This is a genomic window from Nonomuraea fuscirosea (genome assembly GCF_003001935.1).
Lineage (GTDB): Bacteria > Actinomycetota > Actinomycetes > Streptosporangiales > Streptosporangiaceae > Nonomuraea > Nonomuraea fuscirosea.
In genome coordinates this window covers 354,729-380,572 of the sequence record NZ_PVNG01000008.1, presented here as the reverse complement: position 1 = coordinate 380,572, position 25,844 = coordinate 354,729, and the positions used below count along the sequence as shown (strand labels likewise).

Here is a 25,844-nt window from a genome sequence, read left to right as displayed (position 1 = left end):
AACCCCCTCAGTACCCGAAGACCCGGTCGACGGCGTCGAGCACCCGGTCCAGGTCGGGCAGGTAGTGCTCCTCCAGCTTCGACGGGGGGTAGGGGGTGGAGAAGCCGCCGACCCGCAGCACGGGTGACTCCAGGTGGTAGAAGCACTCCTCGGTGATCCGCGCCGCCAGCTCGGCCCCGAGGCCGCTGTTGACCGGCGCCTCGTGGACCACCACGACCCGGCCCGTACGGCGTACGGACTCCATGATCAGCGGCTCGTCCAGCGGGTTGAGCGAGCGCAGGTCGACGACCTCCAGCGAGCGCCCGTCGTCCTCGGCCGCCGTGGCGGCCTCCAGGCAGGTCTTGACCATGGGCCCGTACGCCAGCAGCGTGACGTCGGCGCCCGGCCGCACCACCTTGGCCGCGTGCAGCGGCGTCCACCAGTCGGTGGCGGCGGTGTCGATGTCGGCCTTCTCCCAGTAGCGGCGCTTGGGCTCGAAGAACACCACCGGGTCGTCGCTGCGGATGGCCTGCTGGATCATGGTGTAGGCGTCGGCCGGGTTGGAGCAGGAGACGACGCGCAGGCCCGCGGTGTGGGTGAAGTACGCCTCGGGTGACTCGCTGTGGTGCTCGACCGCGCCGATGCCGCCGCCGCAGGGGATGCGGACGACGACGGGCAGCTTGATCGCGCCCAGCGAGCGCATCGGCATCTTGGCCAGCTGCGTGATGATCTGGTCGGCGGCCGGGAAGACGAACCCGTCGAACTGGATCTCGCACACCGGCCGGTAGCCGCGCAGCGCCAGCCCGATCGCGGTGCCGATGATGCCCGACTCGGCCAGCGGCGTGTCGATCACGCGGTCCTCGCCGAAGTCCTTCTGCAGGCCGTCGGTGACCCGGAAGACGCCGCCCAGCTTGCCGACGTCCTCGCCCATGATGAGGACCTTGGGGTCGTCCTCCATGGCCTTGCGCATGCCCTCGTTGAGCGCCTTGGACAGGCTCAGGATCGTCACGACGCCTCCTTCGCGACCGCCACCACGGCCGGCCGGTACGACTCAGTCACGGAACCCCTCCAAGTACCCGGCGAACTGGGCGCGCTCCCGGTCGATCAGGGAGTGGGGCTCGCGGTAGACGTGGTCGAAGATGTCGAGCGGCTCCGGGTCGGGCATGGCCAGGCAGCGCCTGCGCAGGTCGGCCCCGAGCTGGTCCGCCTCGGCCTCCACGGAGTCGAAGAACGCCTGGTCGGCCAGCTCGTTCTTGAACAGGTAGGACTTGACCCGCTCGATCGGGTCCTTGAGCTTCCACGCCTCCAGCTCACTGGCCACCCGGTAGCGGGTGGGGTCGTCGGTCGTGGTGTGGGCGCCCATCCGGTACGTGAACGCCTCGATGAGCGTCGGCCCCTGCCCCGTACGGGCGGCTTCGAGCGCCTTGCGCGTCACGGCCAGGCAGGCGAACACGTCGTTGCCGTCGACCCTGATGCCGGGGAAGCCGAAGCCCGAGGCCCGGCGGTAGAGCGGGATGCGGGTCTGCTTCTCCAGCGGCTCGGAGATGGCCCACTGGTTGTTCTGGCAGAAGAACACGATCGGCGCGTTGAACACGCTGGCCCAGATGAACGACTCGTTGACGTCGCCCTGCGAGGTGGCGCCGTCACCGAAGTAGACGATCGTGGCGGCGTTGGCGTCGTCGCGCTGGATGCCCATGGCGTAGCCGACCGCGTGCAGGGTCTGGCTGCCGATCACGATCGTGTACAGGTGGAAGTTGTGCTCCTCGGGGTCCCACCCGCCGTGGTTGACCCCCCTGAACAGCCCCAGCAGCTTCACCGGGTCCACGTCGCGGCACCAGGCGACGCCGTGCTCGCGGTAGGTGGGGAAGGCCATGTCGGAGTCGGTCAGGGCGCGGCCCGAGCCGATCTGGGCGGCCTCCTGGCCGAGCAGCGAGGCCCAGATGCCCAGCTCGCCCTGGCGCTGCAGCGCCACGGCCTCCAGGTCGATGCGCCGGACGAGCGTCAGGTCGCGGTAGAGCGACCGGACCTCCTCCGGGCTCAGGTCGATGTCGTAGTCGGGGTGCTCGACCCGCTCGCCCTCGGGGGTGAGCAGCTGGACGAGCTCCGGAGGTGCTTCGGCACCACGAGAGGCGTCGGTTGTCATGCCACTCCTGCTGGTCGGGGCTGGTGTCGATGGGGTTGCCACCTTAGGCCAGCCTTCTTCGCGGCGAACCGTTAGGTGGTGGTTCGCCCGCTCTCGGGGCCATCGTGGCAGACGTCACAGCCCTGTGCGCAAGCCCCATGTCCTCCCCGTTCCCGTTGTGTCGGCAGCCACACGCGCCGGTAGGCTGTGCTTCCCATCCACCACCCGCTTCCAGGAGGAACGCAGTGGCCCGCGTCATCGTGGACGTCATGTTGAAGCCCGAGATCCTCGACCCGCAGGGCCAGGCGATCGCCAGGGCGCTGCCGAGGCTCGGCTTCTCCGGCGTCTCCGCCGTGCGCCAGGGCAAGCGTTTCGAGGTCGAGATCGAGGGCCCGGCCGATGAGGCGGCGCTCGCGGAAGTGCGCAAGATGGCCGAGACGCTGCTGGCCAACACGGTGATCGAGGACTACGACGTCCGGGTCGAAGCCTAGGTCAGAGCCCCTGAAGGCACTTTTGCCGCCGGATTTCCCCCGCGGCGGTTAAAGCCGGGTTCGGCCGTGCCACAATGCCACGGGCTTGCCAACAGTAAATAACAACAACGTGATTTTGCGGTTAGCCCCGTTTTCTCAGGGAAACCTACTCCAGGTGACATTCCGGAGCCCGGAGGAGTCCGGTGGATATTGAGTTCTCGTTGGCCCTGCCTCGGGATGCGATCGGCATACCGATGGTCAGGCGGGTGCTAGGCGACGCCATGCGTTCACTCAACGTGAGTGAGACGTGCATCGCCGACATGCTGCTCGCCGTCTCCGAGGCGTGTTCCAACGCGGTCCGGCACGGAGGGCCGGCCAACCGCTACGAGGTGACGGCCGCGATCGGCTCGGACCGCTGCGACGTACGCGTGGCCGACAACGGCGCCGGGGTGCCGTCGATGCCGCGCCAGTTCCCTCCTCCCGACACCGAGAACGGCCGCGGCCTGCTGATCATGCGCTCCGTGGTCGACGAGATCTCCTTCGGCATCACGCCAGGGCGGGGCACGACCGTCCATCTGCGCAAGCTGCTCGACAGGGACGAAGAGGCACAAGCCCGTCCGCGCGAGCTGGCCGCGGTCTGAGCCGCACGTCCGCTCGTCGCGGAGCCGGCGCGCACCACTCCGGCCGGCGCGTCCGCTCGTGGCCGAGCCGATGCGGACCATGGGGAAGCACCCGATAACCTGGTGAGACCGCCGTCCACCCCGATCGGACGGTGGCGCGCGCATTCCTCCGGAGGGGACGACTGTCATGAGCGCTGCCCGTGTGGGCGTTGTCACGTTTCCAGGGACTCTCGACGACCAGGACGCCGCCAGAGCCGTGCGCCTCGCCGGCGCGCAGGCGGTTCCGCTGTGGCACGCCGACCACGACCTGAAGGGAGTCGACGCCGTCTTCCTGCCCGGTGGCTTCTCCTACGGCGACTACCTGCGCTGCGGGGCCATCTCGCGCTTCGCGCCGCTCATGGACGAGCTCGTTCCCGCCGCGAAGGCGGGGCTGCCGGTGATCGGCACGTGCAACGGGTTCCAGATCCTGTGCGAGGCCCATCTGCTGCCCGGCGCGCTGACCCGTAACGCCTCGCTGCACTACGTCTGCCGCGACCAGCTGGTCAGGGTCGAGCAGACCGCGACCGCGTGGACCAACTCGTTCGCGTCCGGCCAGGAGATCCTGCTGCCGGTCAAGCACGGCGAGGGCCGCTACGTGGCCTCCGACGAGACGCTCGCCGCGCTGGAGGCGGGCGGTCACGTGGTCTTCCGCTACGTGGGCGGCAACCCCAACGGCTCGCTCAACGACATCGCCGGCATCCGCAACGAGGCGGGCAACGTGGTCGGCCTCATGCCGCACCCGGAGCACGCCGTCGAAGAGCTGGTCGGGGCCCCGAGCACCGACGGTCTGGGCTTCTTCACCTCCATCCTGAAGAATCTGGTGAACACGTGAGCGAGGGAGCCGGCAGGCACATGGCCGACAGCGTGAAGCGGGCCGCGGAAACCCCCGACGAGCCGATGCCCTTCGCCGAGCTGGGGATGAAGTCCGACGAGTACGACCGGGTCAAGGCGATCCTGGGTCGCCGTCCCACCGGCTCCGAGCTGGCCATCTACAGCGTCATGTGGTCCGAGCACTGCTCGTACAAGTCCTCCAAGGTGCATCTGCGGCAGTTCGCCACCAAGGCGCCCGCGTCCGAGGCGCTGCTGGTGGGCATGGGGGAGAACGCCGGCGTGGTCGACATCGGCGACGGCTGGGCGGCCACGTTCAAGATCGAGTCGCACAACCACCCCTCCTACGTGGAGCCGCACCAAGGTGCGGCCACCGGCGTCGGCGGGATCGTGCGCGACATCATGTCGATGGGCGCGCGCCCGATCGCCGTCATGGACGCGCTGCGCTTCGGCGCCGCCGACGCCGTCGACACCCGCAGGGTGCTGCCCGGCGTGGTCGAGGGCATCAGCAGCTACGGCAACTGCCTGGGCCTGCCCAACATCGGCGGCGAGGTCGTCTTCGACCCCTGCTACCTCGGCAACCCGCTGGTCAACGCCCTGTGCGTGGGCCTGCTGCGCAAGGACCAGATCAAGCTCGCCACCGCTCCCGGGCCTGGCAACAAGGTCGTGCTGTTCGGCGCGTCCACCGGCCCCGACGGCATCGGCGGCGCCTCGGTGCTGGCGAGCGCCACGTTCGAGGACGAGTCACAGGCCAAGCGGCCGGCCGTGCAGGTGGGCGACCCGTTCATGGAGAAGCTGCTCATCGAGTGCTGCCTTGAGCTCTACGCGGCCGACGTCGTCGTGGGCATCCAGGACCTCGGCGCGGCCGGCGTCTCCTGCGCCACCACCGAGCTGGCCGCCAAGGGCACCGGCGGCATGACCGTCGACCTCAACCTGGTCCCGCTCCGCGACCCCTCGCTCAGGCCCGAGGAGATCCTCATGAGCGAGTCGCAGGAGCGGATGATGGCCGTGGTCCGGCCCGACGACATCCCCGCGTTCATGGCGATCTGCCGGCGGTGGGACGTGCCCGCCGCCGTCATCGGCGAGGTCACCGACACCGGCCGCCTGGTCATGACCTGGGACGGCGAGGTCATCGTGGACATCCCGCCGGGCACCGCGGCCGACGATGGCCCGGTCTACGAGCGGCCCTTCCACGAGCCCGCCGGGCAGGCCGCGCTCAACGCCGACACCCCCGACCGGCTGGAGCGGCCCGGCGACCTGCGCGAGACGCTGCTCAAGCTGCTCGGCTCGCCCAACCTGGCCTCCAAGGAGTGGGTGACCAACCAGTACGACCGCTATGTCCGCTCCAACACCGTGCTGGCGCAACCGGCCGACGCGGGCATGCTGCGGATCTCCGAGGTCATCGAGCCGGAGCGCAGGAGCTCGGCAGGAGAGAGCGAGCCTGCGACGCCAACGGATGCCGAAGCGGGCGCGACCATCGAACACGCCGAGCCGACGACACGGGGCATCGCCCTCGCCACCGACGGCAACGGGCGCTACGCCAAGCTCGACCCGTACGCGGGGGCGCAGCTCGCGCTCGCCGAGGCCTACCGCAACGTGGCCGTGACCGGCGCCAATCCGCTGGCCGTGACCAACTGCCTCAACTTCGGCTCCCCCGAGGACCCCGAGGTCATGTGGCAGTTCGCGGAGGCCACGCGCGGGCTCGCCGACGCCTGCCGGACCCTGGGCGTGCCGGTGACCGGCGGAAACGTCTCCTTCTACAACCAGACGGGCTCGACCGCCATCCACCCGACGCCGGTCGTGGGCGTGCTCGGCGTGATCGACGACGTGGCCGCGCGGGTGCCGACGGGGTTCGTCGCCGAGGGGCTGCGCGTCGTGCTGCTGGGCGACACCCGTGACGAGTTCGGCGGCTCCGAATGGGCGCACGTCGCGCACCGCCACCTGGGCGGGCTGCCGCCCCAGGCCGACCTGGAGGCGGAGAAGGCGCTGGCCACCGTGCTGGTCGAGGCGGCCCGGCGCGGGCTGCTGGCCGGCTCTCACGACCTGTCGGACGGCGGGCTGGCCGTCGCGCTGGCCGAGTCCTGCCTGGCGCGGGGCGTCGGGGCGACGGTGGAGCTGACCGGTGACGCCTTCACCGACCTGTTCAGCGAGTCGGCGTCGCGGGCGCTCGTCGCGGTGCGGCCCGAGGCCTACGCCGAGTTCGCCTCGCTGTGCGGGCGGCACGACGTGCCCTGCTACGGGCTCGGGACGACCGGCGGGAACGCGCTGGTGGTCAAGGACGTGTTCGAGGTTCCCGTCGAGGAGCTGCGGGAGACGCACACGGCGGCGCTGCCGGCGCTGTTCGGCTGAGGTCCCTTTCAGAGGCGATTTCCAGGGCCGGTACGGAGATCCGTACCGGCCCTGTCACCCACGACCGCAATCCCGCACGTGCCGGCGCCCGCCTGACGGGCGTCATGCGCCTGTCCGACGGTCACCACTTGTGCCTGCCACCGTCCGACGGCCGCCACCCACAGCACCTGGGTGCCGGCCTGTGTCCGGCGGGCGGCACGCGCACGTGCGGGCCCCTTCCTTCTGGTCGTGAGGCGCTTGGACGCCTGCCGGCGTGGTCGTTACTTCTTCTCCAGGCAGACGGCGTAGACCGTGCCACCGCCGCTGCCACCGCCCGACGTCTGCGAGCCGGCCTGGCCGTCGGCGGTCTTGAAGTCGGCCTTGGTGACGGCGACCGACCAGCCGCCGCTCGTGGGCATGCTGCTGGTCACCTGGTAGCGCGAGTCCACCTGGAAGCCGCCGCCGGTCACGGCGTCGCCCTTCTTGCAGGTCGCCGTGCCGGAGTTGCCGTTGAAGCGATCGGTGACGACGTAGGTGGTGTAGGCCGCGCCGCCGCCGGGCTCGCCCTTCGGGCCCTGGGGTCCCTGCGGGCCGCGCTGCCCGGTGTCGCCCTTGGGGCCCTGCGGGCCGCGATCGCCCTTCGGGCCCGGGGTGCCGGGCCTGCCCGGCTCGCCCTGGGTGCCCTGCTTGCCCGGCTCGCCCTGCTCACCTTTGACGCCCTGGTCGCCCTTCGGCCCCTGTTCGCCCTTGGAGCCCTGTTCGCCCTTGGGACCCTGCTCGCCCTGCGGTCCTTGCGGGCCCTGAGGGCCTGCCACGCCCTGCTTGCCCTGCGGGCCGGGCCGTCCGGGACGTCCGGGCATGCCACGGTCGCCCTTGACGCCCTGCGCCCCCTGCGGGCCCGCGGGACCCTCGGGGCCCGCCGGGCCCTGGCTGCCCGTCTCGACGGTCGTGGACGTGCCACCCCCGCCGATGAGCACGCGCACCTCGGTCTTCCTGCACTTGGCCGTGGCGTTGACGATGCGGGCGTAACGCGACTTCCGGTGCACGCAGGCGACTACCGTGCCGGCCGCGGCACCCGCCGGGACGGCGGCGGAGACGGCGGACGAGGCGGTGGCGACGCCGCCCGTGGCGAGCAGCGAGGCGGCGAGTGCCCCCATGGTGGCGAGCGTGAGCGTACGTCCGCGGCGAACCTGGCTAGGCACGATTCCCTCCAGAGGGTCCGGTGATGCGCATGGGATGCATGAGATTCACGCATCAAACGTTCCAATGGATGACAGTGATTACGTAACGTATTGATCACAGAACAGAGGGTTACTGACGATGTTGACGATTTGTCGGCGACCGTGGTGAGTAAAACGACGCAGTCGCGACAGCGATCGGGCGTGGATAATCGGTCTGTGCCAACCCCCGCTCCCGCGTCCTATCTCCCGCCCGCCACCCAGCCCGTGCGCGGCGTGGTGTGGGGAATCCACCTCGTCGTGCCCATGCTCGGGCTCTGGCTCCTGCTCGCCCAGCCCCACCTCAACGTCCCCTGGCAGCACAACGCCAGCCACTTCTGGATGATCATCCTGGTGGCCGGGGTCAACGTCGTGCTCGGCGGCCTCATCAGCGAGGCCTCGCGCCGGCGCCAGGACGCGCGGCTGTTCCTGGTCTCGATGGTCTTCCTGACCAGCGCCGGGTTCTTCTTCCTGCACGGGCTGTCCACCCCCAAGGTGATCCTCGAATCCGGTTCCGCCGGGTTCGACATCGGCCAGCAGGTGGGGCTGTCGATCGCGGCGCTGTTCGCGTTCGCCTCCGCGCTGCCGCTCGGCGAGCAGCAGGCCAAGACGGTGCTGGGCGCGCAGCACTTCGTGCGCGCCGCGCTCGTCGGCATCATGGTGCTCTGGGGCGTGATCTCGCTCGTGCCCGGCCTGACCTCGCTCAGCGAGCCGCCGCTGGAGTCACCGATGTCCTGGCTGGCGTGGGCGTCGGTGCCGGGGCTGCTGCTGTACGCGGCGGCCAGCGTGATGATGTTCCTGCTCCACCGGCGGCGGCCGTCGGCCATGCTGATCAGCCTGATCACCGCCTACGCGCTGCTGGCCGAGTCGATGATCGCGGGCATGTCGCAGCTCAACTGGCACCTGTCCTGGTGGGAATGGCACGTTCTGCTGGTGTTCGCCTTCGTCTTCGTGGCCTACAGCTCTTACCTGCAGTTCCGGCGGGAGGGGTCGAGCGCGGGGCTGTTCGACTCGGTGGCGCTGTCGGCGACCGTGCGGCGCATCCAGCGCGACTACGACAAGGCGCTGGAGGAGATGGTCGAGCACGTACGCAAGGGCGAGCCGCTGGCCGCGACCCGGCTGTCGGGCAAGTTCCGGCTCAACGAGGGCCAGGCCGCGGTGCTCGACCGGGCGGGCGAGGCGCTGGCCAACGAGCGGGCGCTGTCGGAGCGGCTGGCCGCGCTGGTGTCGGTGAGCGCGCAGACCAGGATCGGGCTGCCGGAGGACCAGTTGCTGACCTCCTCGCTCGAACGGGTGCGGCAGGCGTACGGCGACGTCAAGATCGCGCTGGTGGCCGACGGCAGGACCCAGATCGGCTCGCGCGACTACCAGTTCGCCGACGGCAACCCGATCAAGCGTGACCAGCTGCTGGCCTTTCCGCTGACCGTCAAGGGCAACCTGGCGGGCGTGCTGGAGGTGCCGATCGGGCGGACCAACCAGGACGAGGCGCTGGCCGCCACGCTGGCCGGGCAGTTGTCCATCTCGCTGGAGAACGCCCGCCTCTACCAGGAGCTGCACACGCTCTTCCACCAGTACATGTCGCCCGACGTGGCGCACGCGCTGCTCGCCGACCCGCGGCAGGCGGCGCTGGGCGGCGAGCTGAAGGAGCTGACCGCGCTCTTCGCCGACCTCAAGGGCTTCACCACGTTCTCGGAGAAGGTCACGCCGGGCGAGATCGTCGAGATGCTCAACCGCTACCACACGGCCGCGGTGCCGTGCATCCTCGACAACGGCGGCACGATCGTGCAGTTCGTCGGTGACGCGCTGCTGGCCCTGTTCAACGCGCCGGCGACGCAGACCGGGCACGCGCGTTCCGCCTGCAAGGCCGCGCTGGCGATGCAGCGGGCCGCGTCCGAGATCGCCGAGGAGATGTCGTGGAAGCGGGAGGACGACATCGAGTGGCCGACGTTCCGGGTGGGCGTCAACACCGGTCCCGCGCTCGTCGGCAACATCGGCAGCCCGGAGCTGCGCGGCTTCAACGCGATGGGCGACTGCGTCAATGTGGCCGCCAGGCTCCAGGGCGTGGCCGAGCCCGGCACGGTCGTGATCGGCGAGACGACGCTGCGGCAACTGGGCGATGACGTTTCGGTGACGCCGCTGGGAAGGCTCAGCCTCAAGGGCAAGGAAGAGCTCGTCGAGGCCTATGTTCTGACCGAAATGACATAGAACGGTGATAGCGGTACCGACATAATCAGGCGCATGGATCCAGAGCCCGGTGAATTTCTTTCCATGCTGACCCCGGAGGAGGTCGACGCCCTGCGTTCGGCCGGCCGGCCGCGGCGCTGGGATCGGGGCACCACCATCATGACCGAGGGCGACACGTCCGACTGGGTGCTCCTGCTGATGGAGGGCCGGGTCAAGTGCTCCTCCCACACCAGCGGCGGCACCGAGGTGGTGCTGGCCGTCCGCGGTCCCGGGGCGCTGCTCGGCGAGCTCTCGGCCATCGACGGATCCCCCCGCTCGACCACCGTGACCGCGCTGGAGCCGATCTCCGGCATCGTGGTGCGCGACTTCTCCACGTTCCTGGAGGCCCACGGGCGCGTGGCGGTGCTGCTCATGAAGCTCGTCAGCGGGCGGCTGCGCGACGCCGACAGGAAGCGGATCGAGTACGGCGCGTTCGACACCACGGGGCGGGTCGCCACCCGGCTGCTCGAACTGGCGGAACGCTACGGCGAGAAGACCAACAGCGGCGTGCGCGTCGCGCTGCCCCTGTCGCAGGACGAGCTGGCCGGCTGGACCGGCGCCTCCCGCGAGGCGGTCAGCAAGGCGCTGCGGACGCTGCGCGACCGGGGCCTGATCGAGACCGGCAGGCGGCGCGTGGTGATCCACGATCTTGAGGGGTTGCGCAAGCGAGCCAGGTGACCCCTGGTACAAATCGGACGTACGTCGTACGTCATAGTGGAGGGCATGGCCGCCGTCACCCCCCAGGACGACACTCGCCTGCGTTACGCCTGGCGCGTGTGCGCGGTCACCAGCCTGGGCATCGTCCTGATCGGCGTGGCCGGCAGCACGCTCAACGTGGCGCTCCCGACGGTCGTGCGGCACTTCGGGGCGAACGCGCTGGAGTCGACCTGGATCCTGCTGGCGTTCCTGCTGGTCAACACGGCGAGCCTGGTGTTCTTCGGCCGCGTGGCGGACCTGCTCGGCCGGCGTGAGGTCTATCTGACGGGGTTCGCCCTGTTCACGCTCGCCTCGCTGCTGGCGGGGCTGTCGCCGGACGTGTGGTTCCTCATCGGGACCCGTGCCTTACAGGCGATCGGCGCGGCCATGATCCTGGCGAACGGCACCGTGATCATCACCGACGCCTTCCCGCCCGACCGGCTCAGCCAGGGCATGGGCGTCTACATCGGCACGCTGTCGGTGGCCCAGCTCGCGGGGCCCACGCTGGGCGGGCTGATCGCGGAGACGGCCGGCTGGCAGTGGATCTTCTGGCTGAACGTGCCCGCCGGGCTGATCGCGCTCGGCGTGGGGGCGGGGCTGTTGCGCAAGATGCCCAGGCGGCCGAAGGCGCCGGTGGACGCGCTGGGCAACGTGCTGGTGTTCGCCGCACTGTCGGCGCTGCTGCTGGCCCTGTCGGAGGCGGGCTCCAGCGGGCTGTCCAGCCCCGTGTTCCTGATCGGGGCGGGCCTCTTCGTGCTGCTGGTGCCGCTCATCGTCCTCACCGGGCGGCGCTCGCCCAGTCCGGTGCTGGATCTGCGGCTCTTCGGCGGGCGGCTGCTGGCCTGCGCGAACCTGGCCTCCTTCTGCAACGCGCTGGCCCGTTCCGCGCTGATCCTGGTCGTGGCGCTGTACTTCCAGGCGGCCAAGGGCCTGGACGCGTTCGCGGCGGGGCTGAGCGTGCTGCCGGTGCCGGTCGGGATCGGCCTGGCCTCGCCCGTCGTGGGCATGCTGGGGCGGCGGGTGTCGCCGTACGCGCTGTCGATCGTGGGGGCGGCGATGAGCGCGGCCGGGCTCGGCGTGCTGGCGCTGGCGGCCGATCCGGCGACGCCGTACTGGGTGATCGGGGGCGGGCTGTTCGTGGCCGGCTGCGGCAGCGGAACGTTCCTGACCGGGAACACCACGCAGGTCATGCGGGCGCTGCCGGCCGACAGCCTGGGGGTGGTCAACGGCTTCCGGGTGATGGTGATGAACGTCGGCATCGTGATCAGCGTCGGCCTGTCCCTCAGCGTCCTGACCGCGTCGGTGGGCCCGGCTCTGCGGGCGCAGGTGTACGCGGGCACCCTGTCCACCCTCTCGCCGGTGGCGGTGGGACAGCTGATGGACGGGTTCCAGCGCGCGTACGGCGTCCTGTTCGCCGTCGCCCTCACCGGCACCGTCCTCGCCGCCCTGGCCCGGTCACCGCGTCGCTGACGCTGTGTGGCACTGAGGCCATGGGATGGCTCAGGATGCGCACCGACGCGGCCATGGAGACCGCGTCAAAGGGGCTACTTGAGGGCCGGGGCCAGTCTGGATTCGACGTCGCGGTAGCGGGAGACCGGGATGAGGTGGACGCCGGCGAAGGCGCCTGAGTCGCGCAGGGCGAGGACCTGTTCGCAGGCCGCCTCCACGCCGGCCATGCGGTCGGCGGCCACGCGGCGTACCAGGTCTTCCGGCAGGGCGATGTCGGGGATGGCGGCGGCCAGGGTGCGGGCGTGCCGTTCGCTGGCCAGGACCATGACGCCGGCGTAGACGGGCAGGTCGGCGGGGTGTTCTTCGCGCCAGCGCACCTGCGCCTCGACCGAGTAGCTGACCTGGCTGAACAGGAAGTCGGCCGAGCGCTTCCAGGCGGGCAGCGGGCGCAGCGCGGCGGCGGCGCCCACGCGGAAGCCGGGCGAGAACTCGCGCGCCTCGGCGATCATCGAGCGCACCGTCAGATCGCTGGTGCGGTTGCCGCTCGTCGGCTTGTCGCCGTAGACGAACAGGAACCGCTCGACCCCGTACGCCGCCGCCGTGAGCAGGTCACGGCGGAAGCCGAGCAGGTTGCGGTCGCGCGAGTTGAGGCAGGCGATGCCGCGCCCGCCCATGGACTCGACCTCGTGGGCGACGGCCACGCTGGAGACCGTGGCGCGGCCGATGTGGTTGTCGGGGATGAGGAACGAGTGGGCGATCGTGCTCATCGTGCCGATCTGGTGCCTGACGTGCTTCAGATCGGGCTTGGTCGGAGGTTCGATCTCGCAGATCAGCTCGAAGGTCACGATCATGACCCTAACGCCTGGCGGCCAGCGACTCGATGCCGGACAGGACGAGGTCGACGCCGAAGGTGTCGTACAGGCCGGGAGGCGTCCCCCCGGCCAGCGCGCCGGCGCTCTCCACCAGGTGGGGGTAGCGCTGCACGGGCAGTGACGAAAGGCCCACCTGCTTGATCCGCACCTGCTCCTCCCAGTTGCAGTCGGCCCGGACGTGGACGGGCGCGTCCGCGATGGCGATGGCGCTCTGCAGCAGATATTTGGTGATCAGGCAGCTTTCGTCCACGCTGAAGCCGGCCGTGCGGGCCAGCCCTAGTGCGCGGTCCCAGACCACCAGGAAGTGCTCCACCTCGACCGGGTCGATCTGCTCGATCACGCTCTTGGCGCAGGGGTGGGTGCGCAGCGTCCTGATCAGGCCCTCGATCAGGTCGCGGAGCTGGTCCTGCCAGGGGCGTTCGTCGGCGGGCTTGGGCGCGAAGCCGCCGATCAGGTGGTCGGCCATGCCGACGAGCAGTTGCTCCTTGTTCTTGAAGTGCCAGTAGAGGGCCATCGGAGTCACGCCGAGGTCGGTGGCCAGGCGGCGGATCGTCACGGCTTCGAGGCCCTCGGCGTCGCCGATCTCCAGGGCCCGCTCCGCGATCGCCCGCGCGGTCAGTTTTCCCATCACGGTTGACAACTATACGACGTACAAGTTCAACTGTACGACGTACAAGTACGCTGTATAGGAGGAGATCCCATGCGATGGTGGGCCCTGGCCGCGGTGACTCTGGGCACCTTCATGACCTACCTGGACAACAACGTGGGCAACGTCGCCCTGCCCACGATCCAGCGCGACCTGGGGCTGACGATCTCGGGGCTGGAGTGGATCGTCAGCTCGTACATCCTGGTCTTCGCCGGCCTCATGCTCGTCGGCGGGCGGCTGGCCGACGTGTACGGCGCCCGCCGGGTCTTCCTCGGCGGCCTGGCCGTCTTCACCCTGGCCTCACTGGCGGCCGGCCTCGCCACCTCGGGCGGCATGCTGATCGCGGCGCGAGCCGTCCAGGGAGTCGGCGCGGCCCTGCTCACCCCCACCGCGCTCGCGCTGATCAGCCAGATCTTCCCCGACCCCGCCGAGCGCGGCCGGGCCGTGGGCGTCTGGAGCATGGCGGGGGCGCTGTCGATGGCGCTCGGGCCGGTCGTGGGCGGCTTCATCAGCGAGAACCTGCACTGGGGCTGGATCTACCTGGTCAACGTCCCCATCGGCGTGGTGACGGCGGGGCTGGCGCTGTGGGCGGTCAGGCCCGCGTTCGAGCGGGTGCGCCACCACCTCGACGTGCCCGGCCTGGTCACCTCGGCGGTGGCGCTGTTCGCGCTGACGTACGCGCTCATCGAGGGCGAGAGCGCCGGCTGGACCTCCCCCGAGATCCTGGCCGCGGCAGGCGTGTTCGTGCTCGCGGCCGTGGCGTTCGTGCTGGCCGAGTCGCGCGCGGCGGAGCCGATGGTGGCGGTGTCGCTGTTCAGGTCACGGGTGTTCAGCGGCGGGCTGCTGACGAGCGGGATCTGGTCGTTCGGGGTGTTCGGGATCTACTTCTTCAGCGCCCTGTGGCTGCAGAACGTGCTCGGCTTCACCCCCACCCAGGCGGGCGCGTCGTTCGTGCCGATGGCGCTGACCATGGCCGTGGTCGCGCTCCTGTCGCAGCGGATCAGCGCCGCGCTCGGCATCGGCCGCACGGTGGCGCTCGGGATGGCGCTCATGGGAGCGGCGATCTTCCTGATCTCCCGCGTCGGCGCCGACGGCGGCTTCGCCGACGTCGCCCCCTGGTTCCTCCTGTACGGCCTCGGCGGCGGCCTGCTCGTCCCGCTGACCTCCGCCGTGCTCGGCGGCATGCCCAAGACCCGCGCCGGGGTGGCCTCGGGCGTGCTCAACGTCTCCCGCGAGGTCTTCGGGCTGCTCGGCATCACCGTGCTGGGCGCGTTCCTCAGCTCCAGGCAGAGCGGCAGCGACCTGCCGCCGCTGCCCTCCTTCCTGGACGCCTACCAGTTCACGCTCGTCATCGCGGCCGCCGTGGTGGTGGCGGCGATCCCGATCGCGCTCTACTCGCTGCGCGACCCGGCCGAGCCGGACGAGCCTCAGGCCGCCGCCCCCGTCACCGTGGGGTCCTCGAACTGAGTGTGGTGGAGCTCCTCGTAACGGCCGCCGGCGGCGAGCAGTTCGGCGTGCGTGCCGCGCTCGACCACCCGGCCGTCCTCGATGACGAGGATGACGTCGGCGGCCCTGATCGTGGAGAGCCGGTGCGCGATCACCACGGCGGTCCGGCCGGCCACCGCCTCGCCCAGCGCCGCCTGCACGGCCGCCTCCGAAGTCGAGTCGAGCGCCGCCGTGGCCTCGTCCAGGATCACCACCCTGGGCCTGGCCAGCAGCAGCCGGGCGATCGTCAGGCGCTGGCGCTCGCCGCCCGACAGCCGGTAGCCGCGCTCGCCGACGACCGTGTCGAGCCCGTCGGGCAGCGACTCGATGAGGGCGGCCAGGCGGGCGCGGGAGAGCGCGTCCCAGATCTCCTCCTCGCTCGCCTCGGGCCTGGCCAGCAGCAGGTTGGCGCGGATGGTCTCGTGGAACAGGTGGCCGTCCTGGGTGACCATGCCGAGCGTGTCGCGGATGGAGTCGGCGCTCAGGTCGCGGACGTCCACCCCGCCGAGCCGGACCGCGCCCGAGTCGACGTCGTACAGGCGGGGCAGCAGTTGCGCGATCGTGGACTTGCCCGCTCCCGACGAGCCGACCAGCGCCACCATCTGACCGGGCTCGGCCCGGAACGAGACGCCGTGCAGCACCTCCTCGCCGCCGCGCGTGTCGAGCGTGGCGACCTCCTCCAGCGAGGCGAGCGAGACCTTGTCGGCCGAGGGGTAGGCGAAGCGCACGTCGTCGAACTCGACCGACACCGGGCCCTCCGGCACCTCGCGGGCGTCCGGCCGCTCCTGGATGAGCGGCTTGAGGTCGAGCACCTCGAAGACGCGCTCGAAGCTGACGAACGCGCTCATGACGTCCACGCGGGCGCTGGCCAGCGCGGTCAGGGGCGCGTAGAGGCGGGTGAGCAGCATGGCCATCGACACCAGGGCGCCGGGGGCGAGCTGGCCGCGCAGGGCGTAGAAGCCGCCCAGGCCGTACACGAGGGCCAGGGCCAGCGCGGACACCAGCGTCAGCGCGGTGACGAAGGCCGACTGGGTCATCGCCGAGCGCACCCCGATGTCGCGCACCCGGCGGGCCCTGCTCGCGAACTCGGCCGACTCGTGCGCGGGCCGGCCGAACAGCTTGACCAGCGTCGCGCCCGGCGCGGAGAAGCGCTCGGTCATCTGCGTGCCCATGGCCGCGTTGTGGTCGGCCGCCTCGCGTCGCAGCCGGGCGATCCTGGTGCCCATCCGCCGGGCCGGCAGCACGAAGACGGGCAGGAGCAGCAGCGCGAGCAGGGTGATCTGCCAGGAGATGCCGATCATCGCGATCAGCGTCAGCACGAGCGTCACGACGTTGCCCGCCACGCCCGACAGCGTGTCGGTGAAGGCCCGCTGGGCGCCGATCACGTCGTTGTTGAGCCGGCTGACCAGCGCGCCGGTGCGGGTCCTGGTGAAGAACGCGATCGGCATCTTCTGCACGTGGTCGAAGACGGCCGTGCGCAGGTCGAGGATGAGGCTCTCGCCCAGGCCCGCCGATAGCCACCGGTTCACCAGCCCGAGACCGGCCTCGGCGACGGCCAGGGCGGCGATCGCCAGCGCCACCGTGACGACCACCTGAAGCGGCTCGCCGGTGAAGATGGCGTCGACCACCCGGCCCGCGAGCAGCGGCGCGCCCACCGCCAGGCCCGCCGTCACGACGCTGAGCACCAGGAACCAGGCCAGCCTGCGGCGGTGCGGGCGGGCGAAGCCGCCGATGCGCCGCAGCGTCTCCCTGGAGACGCTGCGGCGCTGCTGCTGGTTGTTCATCGAGTACAGCTGGTGCCAGGCGGTCATTTCCATGCTCATGGCATGGACCCTATGACCTCAAGTTAAGCTGAGGTCAACCGCCGATCTTCTTGCCCTGCCCGTGCCAGACCACCGCGACCGAGGGGCGCGGCTGGTCGCCGTCGGGCCAGTGGCTGCTCGGCGCGTCCGGGCTCGCTCCGTCGGTCTCGCCCGGGTGCTGCACCGCCACGAAGACGCTGCGCTGGTCCGCCGTGACGAGCGGGCCGCAGGTCTCGGCGCCGACCGGCACGGTGAGGAACTGGCGCAGGTGGCCGCGCTCCCTGCCCTTGACCGGCATCACGAACAGGCCGTCGTTCGCGCCCAGCGCGTTGCCGTCCGTGGAGATCCAGAGGTTGCCGTCCTTGTCGAACGTGACGTTGTCCGGGCAGGAGATCGGCGAGACCTCGCTCTTGTTGTAGCCGGCGAAGTAGGTGGCGGGGTCGTCCGGGTCGCCGCAGACCAGCGGGATCGACCAGGCGAACCTCTTCTCGCCGGCGTCGCCGCGCCGCTCCACGATCTCCAGGACGTGGCCGTGCTTGTTCGCCGAACGCGGGTTGGCCTCGTCGGCCTCGGCCGCGGTGCGGTTGGTGTTGTTGGTCAGGGCCACGTACACGCCGCCGGTGACCGGGTTGCGCTCGATGTCCTCGGGGCGGTCCATCTTGGTCGCGCCCACCTTGTCGGCGGCCGAACGGGTGTGGACGAGCACCTCGGCGGCGGACATGCCGTCCACGTACGACCTGTCGCCCGAGACCAGCGGGATCCACTCGCCCGAGCCGTCGAACTCGCCGTCGGCGGGCGCCTTGCCGGAGCCGTCGATCTCGGCGGCCGGGCTGTCGCCGGTGAACTTGGCCACGTACAGGGTGCCCTCGTCCAGCAGCGTGCGGTTGTGCCGGTCGAAACCGGGCTTGTAGCGCTCCTTGGAGACGAACTTGTAGACGTACTCGTAGCGCGAGTCGTCGCCCATGTAGACGACCAGGCGGCCGTCACGGGCCAGCGTGGTGTTGGCGGCCTCGTGCTTGAACCGGCCGAGCGCGGTGCGCTTGACCGGCGTGGAGTCGGGGTCGAACGGGTCGATCTCGACGATCCACCCGAACCTGTTGGCCTCGTTCGGGTGCTTGGCCAGGTCGAAGCGCTCCTCGACGCGGTCGAACCTGCGGCTGCTCGACGGGACGCCGGTCTGGATGGTGTAGCGGGTGATGTACGGCTTCTGCGCCGCCGGCACCTTGTCACCGTTGATGAAGTACTGGTCGAAGTTCTCCTCGGCGGTCAGCACCGTGCCCCACGGAGTGGTGCCGCCCGAGCAGTTGTTCAGCATGCCGACGGGGCTGACGCCCTTGGGGTCGGCCGCCGTCCTGAGCAGGGCGTGCCCGGCCGCCGCGCCGCTGAAGCGCATCTTCGTCTGAGCCGTGATGCGCCGGTTGTAGCGGCGGCGGCCCCTGGTGACCAGCTTCCACTCGCCCTTGCCGCCGGAGCGCTCGATCTCCACGACCGAGCCGCCGTGCGCGGCCAGCCCGATCCTGATCTGCTCCTCGGTCGCCTCCGCGCCGCCGGTGTAGCCGCGGAACATCAGGCTCTCGTCGGTGTACTCGTGGTTCACCCAGAGCAGCGCCCGGTCCCTGCCCATGGGCAGCAGCGTCACGTAGTCGCAGTTGTAGCCGAACTGCTTGCTCTGCGCGTCGGCGCTCTGGGCGTCGAAGTCGAACTCCGGCGCGCCGGGCAGCACCGGGTCGCCCCAGCGCACCACCACGGAGGAACGGTAACCGTCCGGGATGCTCAGCTTGTCGTCCTTGTTCGGCGGCACCGGGGTGAAGCGGAGGTCGCCGCCGCCGTGCCCCCCGCCTCTGGCGGCGGCCTCCCCCGGCTCGTCCGCGAAGGCCGGGACGCCCGCGCCCGCCACCCCCGCCACTCCCGCGCCGGCCACGAGGGCGCCGAGCGCGCCGGCCCGCAGCACGCCGCGCCGCGACAGCGCCTCACGCACCACGTCGCCGAAGTAGGCGTTGGCGGTGGTGTTGGCCACCTCATGCGCGCACGCGTTGCCGCAGCGGAACTGACACGTCAGCGCGGATCGGCCACCTTGGTGCGGAGCGGACAGCAACGGCAGCAGCCGCCGTCCCGCGTTGGGGTTCGCCACAGGTCCTCCATGAATGTGCGCAGTTGTACGGCGGGGACGCTACGGCCACTGTCGAAACCGGAGGTGAACGACGACCTCCGTCTCGATGAACGCTTCCCGGGAGACAATGGTGGGGTGCCACCACGGAAGATGGATCCGGAAAAGCTGAGATCGGCCCTCGACGCCCAGCTCGTCGCCCTGGACGAGCCGCCCTACGACGGCCCGGCGTCCGCCCTGCCCGGCGCGCTCGTGGCCGCCGTGCTGGCCGCCTACGACCGGGGGCTGCGGCCGGAACGTGAGGCGGCCAGGCAGGCCGTGCGCCACCTGCTCGACAGACTGGCGACGGCCGCGCCGGGCCGCACCGTCGAGGTGCGCGTGCCCCCCTACGCGGCCGTCCAGGCCGTCGCGGGGCCCCGCCACACCCGCGGCACCCCGCCGAACGTGGTCGAGACCGACGGGCGGACCTGGATCGAGCTCGCCCTCGGCCGGCTGACCTGGGACGAGGCCATGGCCAAAGGCGCGATCTCCGCCAGCGGGGCGCGCGCCGACCTGTCGGCGCACCTGCCGCTCTGACGGCGCGGGCCGACCTGCCGGCGCAGCCGCCGCTCTAACGGCTGCCGTTCATCCAGGGGAACTTCGACTCGAAGCAGCGGTCGGCGAGCTGGCCCGGCAGGTGGGCGCACTCCTGCACCACGTTCCAGAACCAGATGGCCACGATCGCGAACAGGATCAGCGACAGGACGCTGATCACGATGCCGGCGATGGCGCGGCCCCTGCCGACGTGCCTGACCAGGGCCACGCAGCCGAAGACGATCGACAGGATGGCCGTGATGAGGCCGGTGAAGCAGACGAAGACCAGGAACGGGCTGGCCACTCCCAGGACGAGCGAGGCGGTGGCCAGGCCGCTGCCGGGGGCCGGCTGCTGGTATCCGCCGTACGGGGACGGCTGGGCGCCGTAGGGGGATCCGGGGGGTGGCGGGTAGCCGGGCGGGCCGCCGTACGGGCTGGAGGGCATCGTGCCGGGCACGGGCTGGTCCTGCTCCCGTGCCGTCCCGCCCTGGTACGCCGGCGGGGCCTCCTGCCCGCCGTACGACGGGCCCTGGGAGGGGTCCTGGGAGGGGCTCTGCTCGTAGCGTGAGGGCGCCTGCCTGGGCGGCGGCTCCTCCTCGTGCGGGGTGCCGCTCCAGCCCGGATAGGACGGGGTCGCGCCGGGCACCGGGAACACCTGGGTCGACTCGGCGTCCGCGCCCGCGGCGGGCGGCGGGGTCTCCGGCGAGGTGGGCAGATCGGGATGGGACGGCCCGTCGCCCGGCCGGGGCTCGTGCACCGGCGGCGTGTCGGGCTCCGGCGCGTCCGGCCGCGGCGCCACCGGCGGCCTGGGCGCGATCGGCTCTCCGCCCGGCCGCGGCTCCTCCCCCTGCGCCGGCTCGCCGCCCCTGGACGGCTCGTCACCACGGGACGGCTCCTCCGGCGGCCTGCCCTCGCTCCGTTCACCGCCCCTGGACGGCTCCTGCGGCGGCATGCCCTCGTTCCACCACGCGGGCTCGCCCTCGTCGTGGCGGCCTTCGCGCGGGTCCTGCCCCTGGCGGGGCTCGTTCGGGTCCCCAGGTGTGCTCACGTCTGCGTCTCCCGCCGGGTCAGCATGCCGGATACTTCACCCTTTCGCGGAAGCGGTCCGCTAAACCGCGCGACACGGTAATACCGTGCCCAACCTTGGGCCACCATGTGCCAAAGTTCCAGGTCGGAGGCGGCCCAGGGGCCCCGATATCGGCCCCGGGTGTGCGAGCACGGAAGCCGCCGACCTAGACTGAGGCATGTGCTGAAGGGCGACGGCCGGCTCGGCCATGACCTGGACCCCCACGACCGCGCACCTAAAGACGCCTGTGGCGTCTTCGGCGTCTGGGCTCCGGGCGAGGAAGTTTCCAAACTCACCTACTACGGGCTGTACGCGTTGCAGCACCGCGGGCAGGAGTCCGCGGGCATCGCGGCCAGCGAGGGCAGCCGCATTCTCGTCTACAAGGACATGGGCCTGGTGGCCCAGGTCTTCGACGAGTCGGTGCTCAGCACCCTGCGCGGCCACCTGGCGATCGGTCACTGCCGCTACTCCACCACCGGATCCAGTGTGTGGGAGAACGCGCAGCCCACGCTGAGCTCGACCGACGTGGGCGGGCTCGCGCTGGCCCACAACGGCAACCTGATCAACACCCCGGAGCTGGCCCAGCGGCTTGAGCCCGGCTCCATCCGCGCGACCACCGACACCGAGGTCCTGACCACGCTGCTCGCGCAGGACCGCACCCGTTCCGTCGAAGACGCGGCCGCCGAGCTGCTCCCGCAGGTCAAGGGCGCTTACACGCTGGTCTTCATGGACGAGAAGACCCTTTACGCCGCCCGCGACCCGCAGGGCATCCGCCCGCTGGTCCTCGGCCGCCTGGAGCGCGGCTGGGTGGTGGCCTCCGAGACGGCGGCGCTCGACATCGTCGGCGCCACGTTCGTGCGCGAGGTCGAGCCGGGCGAGATGCTCACCATCGACGAGCGCGGCGTCAGGTCGCGCCGCTTCGCGCTGGCCGAGCCCAAGGGCTGCCTGTTCGAGTACGTCTACCTCGCCCGCCCCGACACCACCATCGCCGGGCGCGGCGTGCAGGTCACCCGGGTCGAGGTGGGCCGCGTGCTGGCCCGCGAGCACCCGGTCGAGGCCGACCTGGTCATCCCGACGCCCGAGTCCGGCACGCCCGCCGCCGTGGGCTACGCCGAGGAGAGCGGCATCCCCTACGGCCAGGGCCTGGTGAAGAACTCCTACGTGGGCCGCACGTTCATCCAGCCGTCGCAGACCATCCGCCAGCTCGGCATCCGGCTCAAGCTCAACCCGCTGCGCGAGGTCGTCGAGGGCAAGCGGCTGGTGGTCGTGGACGACTCGATCGTGCGCGGCAACACCCAGCGGGCCATCGTCAAGATGCTGCGCGAGGCGGGAGCGCGTGAGGTGCACGTACGCATCTCCTCCCCGCCCGTGCAGTGGCCGTGCTTCTACGGCATCGACTTCGCCACCAGGGCGGAGCTGATCGCGGGCTCGCTGTCGGTCGAGGAGATCAGGGCCTCCCTGGGGGCCGACTCGCTCGGCTACATCTCCCTGGAGGGCCTGACCAAGGCCACCACCATCCCGTCCGAGCGCCTGTGCAGGGCCTGCTTCGACGGCACCTATCCGATCCCGATCGACCAGGACAACGTGGGCAAGTTCGTGTTGGAGAGCAAGGCGTGAGCACCTACGAGGCCGCCGGGGTCGACATCGAGGCGGGCGAGCGGGCCGTGGCCCTGATGAAGGACAAGGTGGCGCGCTCGCGGCGGCCGGAGGTGGTCGACGACGCCAGCGGCTTCGCCGGGCTCTTCGACGCCTCCGCGCTGCTGCGCTACCGGCGTCCGCTGCTGGCCAGCTCGACCGACGGCGTCGGCACCAAGGTCATGATCGCCCAGCGGTACGGCAAGCACGACACGATCGGCATCGACCTGGTCGGCATGGTCCTCGACGACCTGGTGGTCTGCGGGGCCGAGCCGCTGTTCATGACCGACTACATCGCCTGCGGCAAGCTGGTGCCCGAGCGCGTCGCCGAGATCGTCGGCGGCGTGGCCGAGGGCTGCCGGCTGGCCGGGGCCGCGCTGGTGGGCGGCGAGACGGCCGAGCACCCGGGGGCGATGGGCCCGGACGAGTACGACCTGGCGGGCGCGGGCACCGGCGTCGTGGAGGCGGCGGCCATGCTCGGCCCCGACCGCGTGGCGGCCGGTGACGTGGTGCTGGCGCTGGCCTCGTCGGGCGTCCACTCCAACGGCTACTCGCTGGTGCGTCACGTGCTGCGCGAGGCTTCGCTCTCGCTCGACACCGTGCTGCCCGAGCTGGACCGGCCGCTGGGAGAGGAGCTGCTGGAGCCGACGCGGATCTACTCGCTCGACTGCCTGGAGCTGGCCCGCGCGGTCGACGTGCACGCCTACGCGCACATCACCGGCGGCGGGATCGAGAACAACCTGTCCAGGTCGCTGCCGGCCGGCCTCGACGCGCTGCTCGACCGCTCGTCCTGGACGCCACCCGCGGTCTTCGGGGTGCTGGCCGGGCACGGGAAGATCGCCCAGCGGGACATGGACCGCACGTTCAACCTCGGGATCGGCATGGCGGCCGTCGTGGCCCCCGACGTCGCCGACGCGGCGATCAGGCTGCTGGCCGGCCGCGGGCTGGACGCGTGGGTGCTGGGTGAGATCGTGCCCGGCACCGGCCAGGCCCGCTACCGCTGACGCCGTCCGCACGGAGCCGGGGTGCACGCCACGGCGTCACCTCGGCCCTCGCACAGGACATGCCGGATCGTCATGAGCGCACGGCGCACCGAACGGATGCGCGGGAGAGCCCCGCTCCGGGATCGGGAGCCTTTCCGACTTCGCTCCACGTGACGAAAGCCCCACGGTCACCCGTGGGGCCCGACGAGTGTGGACGAGGATCCGGCATGCCGGGCCCTCGGCCACCTCAACCAGGAGAACGTCTAACGGCGGCCGGGCGAACGGCCGTCGTCGTCTTCTCCGGCGCCATAGTCATCGGCGTAATCGGCATAGCGATCCGCCAGCTCATCATCGCGGTCGTCGGCGTCGTCATTGCTGCCGGGGTCGCCGACCCCGAGTTCGTCGCGAAGACGGTCAAGATCCGTGCCACCGCTGTTGTACTTCAGCTGGCGAGCAACCTTGACCTGCTTGGCCTTTGCTCGGCCGCGCCCCATTGGCTCGACCCCCTCGTGTGGGGTCGTCCCCGACCCCTCGTCGCTAACGCACCACACACTGACGCCGCCTGACTTTGGGCGTCAGCCTATCGTTCGCCTATTACCGTACCTGTTTTGTGCCCAGCTCGGTACGTCGTATGGACGTGGGGCGTCAGCGGCCCAGCCAAATGCCCCTAATCCGCCCGACTTCCGACATTCTGCGCTCGGCCAGCCTATCTGCTGCCACCGCCGGCGGAACGCCCTCCTCGGCGGCGATTCCGAAGATCTTCAGAGTCGTGTCGTAGATCTGGGTCGCCTTCGACCTGGCTCGTTCCATGTCGAAACCGTCGATCTCGTCAGCGACCTGAATCACACCGCCGGAATTGACGACGTAGTCGGGCGCGTACAGGATGCCGCGTTCGGCGAGTTGTTTCTCGACGCCCGGATGGGCGAGCTGGTTGTTGGCCGCACCACAGACGATCTTCGCCTTGAGCGCGGCCACCGAGTCGTCGTCGAGCGCGCCGCCCAGCGCGCAGGGCGCGAAGACGTCGATGTCGGCCGTCGTCAGCGCACGCGCGTCGGCGACCACCTCGACCTCGGGATGACGCTGGCGCACCCGTTCGACCGCTCTCGGGTCGACGTCGCAGACCACGACGTCGGCGCCGTCCTCGCGGAGCAGCCCGACCAGGCGGTGGCCCACCTTGCCGACCCCCTCCACGCCGACCCGCCTGCCGTGCAGCGACGGTGTGCCGAAGACCCGCTCGGCCGAGGCCCGCATGCCCTGGAACACGCCGAAGGCGGTGAGGATCGAGGAGTCGCCGGCCCCGCCGTGGGCCAGGGTGCGGCCGGTGGCGAAGCGCGTCTCGCGCGCGACGATGTCCATGTCCTCGCTGTAGGTGCCCACGTCGCAGGCGGTGATGTAGCGCCCGCCGAGCGACTGGACGAACCTGCCGTAGGCGCGCAGCAGCGCCTCGCTCTTGTCACGCGCCGGGTCGCCGATGATGACGGCCTTGCCGCCGCCCAGATCGAGGCCCGCCAGCGCGTTCTTGTACGCCATGCCCTTGGCGAGGTTGAGCACGTCGGCCAGGGCCGCCTGCTCGCTCTCGTACGGATAGAACCTGGTGCCTCCCAGTGCCGGCCCCAGCGCCGTGTTGTGGATGGCGATGATGGCACGCAGGCCGCTCTGCTCGTCGGCGCAGAACACGACCTGCTCATGGACGTCCTTGTGGGACGCTCCGAAGACGTCGGTCACGGTAGTGACTCCCTGTCCGGTCCACCGCACCTTCGCGGCGGAGATCACCTCACAGAGTAGTAAGCCTCGACGGTGCGCGCAGGATCGCTTCGTGACACGATGCCTCCGTGCTGCCCTATGCCGCCTACCTCCGTGTCTATGAGCCACTGACCGCGTTCGCCGAGTCCGAGCGCAAGGTGTGGGCCGACTACGCCGACTCACGGGACCGCCCGCGCCGCGCGAACGCGCTCAATGCGGAGCACGGCGAGTCCGTCACGCGCCTGCTCGGCATGCCCCCTCAACCCGTTCCCGCCCAGGAGAGCCCCAACGCCTATCTCCGGCGTGTCGAGGACCGGCTCTATGTGTGTCCCTGGCAGACCCGGCTGCGCTCGTGGCTGGCGTTCTCACGGCTTCGTGGCACCACGCCCGTGAAACTGATGGACCACCTCGTGCCCAAGCCGATCGCCGAGCAGACGGCCGACGACTTCGACCGCTACAAGCGGAGGGCCGGATCGTCGGCGTTGCGCACCCACATCCGCACCACGGCGTGGCACGTGCCGCCGTCGTGGTTCGTGCCGTTTGATGGGAACGAGCGCTGGCTGGTGCTCGGCTCGGCCAATCCGGGGCAGGACGTGACCACCACTACGGGGCGTAACTTGATCTACGTCACCTCCATGGCGCAGGCCAGGAGGCGGGCGGCGCGCGCGCTCAACGTCCTGCGCCGCCATCTGGGCGACGTGGCCTCGAACTTCGACGTCGAGGACATCGCCAGGTGGCTGGAGGACTTCCACCCCCACAGCCTGGTCGAACTCGACTACGGCGGGCTCGTGCACCTCATGGACGACGACGCGCTGCAGGCGGACCAGTCCGTCGCGGAGCTCTCCGCGGCCCTGACGGGCCTGGACACGGGTCAAGAAGAACTTGCCTACGCCATGTACCAGAGGGTCATCCTCCGGTGGAAGTCAATGCAACTACTGGAATCTGCCAACTGAACCCCAAT

The 25,844-nt window shown here is 70.8% G+C and carries 22 protein-coding genes; 12 read left to right on the top strand and 10 right to left on the bottom strand.

Translation table 11 applies throughout. The features are described from left to right. Positions 1-7: 7 nt before the first annotated feature. Both B0I32_RS20980 and pdhA read right to left on the bottom strand, forming a co-directional pair. Positions 8-988, bottom strand: coding sequence for an alpha-ketoacid dehydrogenase subunit beta (locus tag B0I32_RS20980; protein WP_106241816.1), 981 nt, complete (start codon positions 986-988; stop codon positions 8-10). A gap of 42 nt (positions 989-1,030) precedes the next feature. Next, complete coding sequence (gene pdhA, locus B0I32_RS20975; protein ID WP_106241814.1) at positions 1,031-2,122, bottom strand: pyruvate dehydrogenase (acetyl-transferring) E1 component subunit alpha; 1,092 nt, start codon at positions 2,120-2,122, stop codon at positions 1,031-1,033. Between the two features lie 224 nt (positions 2,123-2,346). Between pdhA and purS the strand changes: the two genes are divergently transcribed. The 4 genes from purS to purL all read left to right on the top strand — a co-directional run bounded on the left by purS (position 2,347) and on the right by purL (position 6,407). Then, complete coding sequence (gene purS / locus B0I32_RS20970; RefSeq protein ID WP_106241811.1) at positions 2,347-2,592, top strand: phosphoribosylformylglycinamidine synthase subunit PurS; 246 nt, start codon at positions 2,347-2,349, stop codon at positions 2,590-2,592. Positions 2,593-2,825: 233 nt separating this feature from the next. Continuing rightward, a complete protein-coding gene (locus tag B0I32_RS20965) occupies positions 2,826-3,212 on the top strand; it encodes an ATP-binding protein (RefSeq protein ID WP_106241808.1) in 387 nt (128 codons plus the stop codon). Positions 3,213-3,378: 166 nt separating this feature from the next. Next, a complete protein-coding gene (gene purQ / locus B0I32_RS20960; RefSeq protein ID WP_106241806.1) occupies positions 3,379-4,062 on the top strand; it encodes a phosphoribosylformylglycinamidine synthase subunit PurQ in 684 nt (227 codons plus the stop codon). A 20-nt stretch (positions 4,063-4,082) separates the two neighbouring features. Further along, a complete protein-coding gene (gene purL / locus B0I32_RS20955; RefSeq protein WP_106241939.1) occupies positions 4,083-6,407 on the top strand; it encodes a phosphoribosylformylglycinamidine synthase subunit PurL in 2,325 nt (774 codons plus the stop codon). A gap of 260 nt (positions 6,408-6,667) precedes the next feature. On the opposite strand, the gene B0I32_RS58870 is transcribed toward purL, so the two are convergent. Then, positions 6,668-7,588: a collagen-like domain-containing protein gene (locus B0I32_RS58870; RefSeq protein ID WP_219911918.1), complete on the bottom strand. Its 921-nt coding sequence runs from the start codon at positions 7,586-7,588 to the stop codon at positions 6,668-6,670. A gap of 195 nt (positions 7,589-7,783) precedes the next feature. On the opposite strand from B0I32_RS58870, the gene B0I32_RS20945 reads away from it, so the two are divergent. From B0I32_RS20945 to B0I32_RS20935, 3 genes are read left to right on the top strand one after another with little or no spacing between them, the layout of a single operon-like run. Next, positions 7,784-9,808 (top strand): adenylate/guanylate cyclase domain-containing protein, encoded by a 2,025-nt coding sequence (locus B0I32_RS20945; RefSeq protein WP_245955934.1) that lies wholly within the window; start codon positions 7,784-7,786, stop codon positions 9,806-9,808. A 33-nt stretch (positions 9,809-9,841) separates the two neighbouring features. After that, positions 9,842-10,504 carry a Crp/Fnr family transcriptional regulator gene (locus B0I32_RS20940; protein WP_106241803.1) on the top strand — a complete coding sequence of 221 codons (663 nt, stop codon included), beginning with the start codon at positions 9,842-9,844 and terminating at the stop codon, positions 10,502-10,504. 45 nt (positions 10,505-10,549) lie between these two features. Continuing rightward, the gene (locus B0I32_RS20935; protein WP_106241801.1) at positions 10,550-11,992 is read left to right on the top strand and encodes an MFS transporter; all 1,443 of its coding nucleotides are present in this window, start codon (positions 10,550-10,552) and stop codon (positions 11,990-11,992) included. A 74-nt stretch (positions 11,993-12,066) separates the two neighbouring features. Here the strand turns inward: B0I32_RS20935 and B0I32_RS20930 are convergent, their stop codons facing one another. Together B0I32_RS20930 and B0I32_RS20925 are read right to left on the bottom strand one after the other, a co-directional pair. Beyond that, positions 12,067-12,816, bottom strand: coding sequence for a methylenetetrahydrofolate reductase (locus tag B0I32_RS20930; RefSeq protein ID WP_219911917.1), 750 nt, complete (start codon positions 12,814-12,816; stop codon positions 12,067-12,069). Positions 12,817-12,826: 10 nt separating this feature from the next. Further along, positions 12,827-13,471 (bottom strand): TetR/AcrR family transcriptional regulator, encoded by a 645-nt coding sequence (locus tag B0I32_RS20925; protein WP_106241797.1) that lies wholly within the window; start codon positions 13,469-13,471, stop codon positions 12,827-12,829. Between the two features lie 72 nt (positions 13,472-13,543). Between B0I32_RS20925 and B0I32_RS20920 the strand changes: the two genes are divergently transcribed. Continuing rightward, on the top strand, positions 13,544-14,956 hold the full coding sequence (locus B0I32_RS20920) for a DHA2 family efflux MFS transporter permease subunit (RefSeq protein ID WP_106241794.1): 1,413 nt from the start codon (positions 13,544-13,546) through the stop codon (positions 14,954-14,956). On the opposite strand, the gene B0I32_RS20915 is transcribed toward B0I32_RS20920, so the two are convergent. Together B0I32_RS20915 and B0I32_RS20910 are read right to left on the bottom strand one after the other, a co-directional pair. Continuing rightward, a complete protein-coding gene (locus B0I32_RS20915; protein ID WP_106241792.1) occupies positions 14,917-16,797 on the bottom strand; it encodes an ABC transporter ATP-binding protein in 1,881 nt (626 codons plus the stop codon). The genes B0I32_RS20920 and B0I32_RS20915 overlap by 40 nt on opposite strands. A 34-nt stretch (positions 16,798-16,831) precedes the next feature. Beyond that, positions 16,832-18,907: a PhoX family protein gene (locus B0I32_RS20910; protein ID WP_106241790.1), complete on the bottom strand. Its 2,076-nt coding sequence runs from the start codon at positions 18,905-18,907 to the stop codon at positions 16,832-16,834. A 129-nt stretch (positions 18,908-19,036) separates the two neighbouring features. Here B0I32_RS20910 and B0I32_RS20905 point away from each other — a divergent pair, with 129 nt between their 5' ends. Further along, positions 19,037-19,459, top strand: coding sequence for a sterol carrier family protein (locus B0I32_RS20905; RefSeq protein WP_106241787.1), 423 nt, complete (start codon positions 19,037-19,039; stop codon positions 19,457-19,459). Between the two features lie 34 nt (positions 19,460-19,493). Here B0I32_RS20905 and B0I32_RS20900 read toward each other — a convergent pair whose 3' ends face one another. Continuing rightward, on the bottom strand, positions 19,494-20,504 hold the full coding sequence (locus B0I32_RS20900; protein ID WP_106241785.1) for a DUF4190 domain-containing protein: 1,011 nt from the start codon (positions 20,502-20,504) through the stop codon (positions 19,494-19,496). 198 nt (positions 20,505-20,702) lie between these two features. Between B0I32_RS20900 and purF the strand changes: the two genes are divergently transcribed. Further along, complete coding sequence (purF, locus tag B0I32_RS20895; protein ID WP_106241782.1) at positions 20,703-22,139, top strand: amidophosphoribosyltransferase; 1,437 nt, start codon at positions 20,703-20,705, stop codon at positions 22,137-22,139. Beyond that, positions 22,136-23,161 carry a phosphoribosylformylglycinamidine cyclo-ligase gene (gene purM, locus B0I32_RS20890; protein WP_106241779.1) on the top strand — a complete coding sequence of 342 codons (1,026 nt, stop codon included), beginning with the start codon at positions 22,136-22,138 and terminating at the stop codon, positions 23,159-23,161. The genes purF and purM overlap by 4 nt, the downstream gene beginning before the upstream one ends. A 242-nt stretch (positions 23,162-23,403) precedes the next feature. Here purM and B0I32_RS20885 read toward each other — a convergent pair whose 3' ends face one another. After that, a complete protein-coding gene (locus B0I32_RS20885) occupies positions 23,404-23,634 on the bottom strand; it encodes a DUF3073 domain-containing protein (protein ID WP_106241934.1) in 231 nt (76 codons plus the stop codon). A 151-nt stretch (positions 23,635-23,785) separates the two neighbouring features. Next, positions 23,786-24,865, bottom strand: a complete 1,080-nt coding sequence (locus B0I32_RS20880; protein ID WP_106241931.1) for a Glu/Leu/Phe/Val family dehydrogenase — start codon at positions 24,863-24,865, stop codon at positions 23,786-23,788. Between the two features lie 107 nt (positions 24,866-24,972). Here B0I32_RS20880 and B0I32_RS20875 point away from each other — a divergent pair, with 107 nt between their 5' ends. Beyond that, positions 24,973-25,836: a DUF8083 family protein gene (locus B0I32_RS20875; RefSeq protein ID WP_106241777.1), complete on the top strand. Its 864-nt coding sequence runs from the start codon at positions 24,973-24,975 to the stop codon at positions 25,834-25,836. The last annotated feature ends 8 nt before the right edge of the window (positions 25,837-25,844 follow it).

What these genes read in the sequence shown, in the direction of transcription:
- pdhA (WP_106241814.1), bottom strand. Translation starts at nt 2,122, where the DNA reads ATGACAACCGACGCCTCTCGTGGTGCCGAAGCACCTCCGGAGCTCGTC.
- B0I32_RS20965 (WP_106241808.1), top strand. Translation starts at nt 2,826, where the DNA reads ATGGTCAGGCGGGTGCTAGGCGACGCCATGCGTTCACTCAACGTGAGT.
- purQ (WP_106241806.1), top strand. Translation starts at nt 3,379, where the DNA reads ATGAGCGCTGCCCGTGTGGGCGTTGTCACGTTTCCAGGGACTCTCGAC.
- purL (WP_106241939.1), top strand. Translation starts at nt 4,083, where the DNA reads ATGGCCGACAGCGTGAAGCGGGCCGCGGAAACCCCCGACGAGCCGATG.
- B0I32_RS20940 (WP_106241803.1), top strand. Translation starts at nt 9,842, where the DNA reads ATGGATCCAGAGCCCGGTGAATTTCTTTCCATGCTGACCCCGGAGGAG.
- B0I32_RS20935 (WP_106241801.1), top strand. Translation starts at nt 10,550, where the DNA reads ATGGCCGCCGTCACCCCCCAGGACGACACTCGCCTGCGTTACGCCTGG.
- B0I32_RS20925 (WP_106241797.1), bottom strand. Translation starts at nt 13,471, where the DNA reads ATGGGAAAACTGACCGCGCGGGCGATCGCGGAGCGGGCCCTGGAGATC.
- B0I32_RS20920 (WP_106241794.1), top strand. Translation starts at nt 13,544, where the DNA reads ATGCGATGGTGGGCCCTGGCCGCGGTGACTCTGGGCACCTTCATGACC.
- B0I32_RS20915 (WP_106241792.1), bottom strand. Translation starts at nt 16,797, where the DNA reads ATGAGCATGGAAATGACCGCCTGGCACCAGCTGTACTCGATGAACAAC.
- B0I32_RS20905 (WP_106241787.1), top strand. Translation starts at nt 19,037, where the DNA reads ATGGATCCGGAAAAGCTGAGATCGGCCCTCGACGCCCAGCTCGTCGCC.
- B0I32_RS20885 (WP_106241934.1), bottom strand. Translation starts at nt 23,634, where the DNA reads ATGGGGCGCGGCCGAGCAAAGGCCAAGCAGGTCAAGGTTGCTCGCCAG.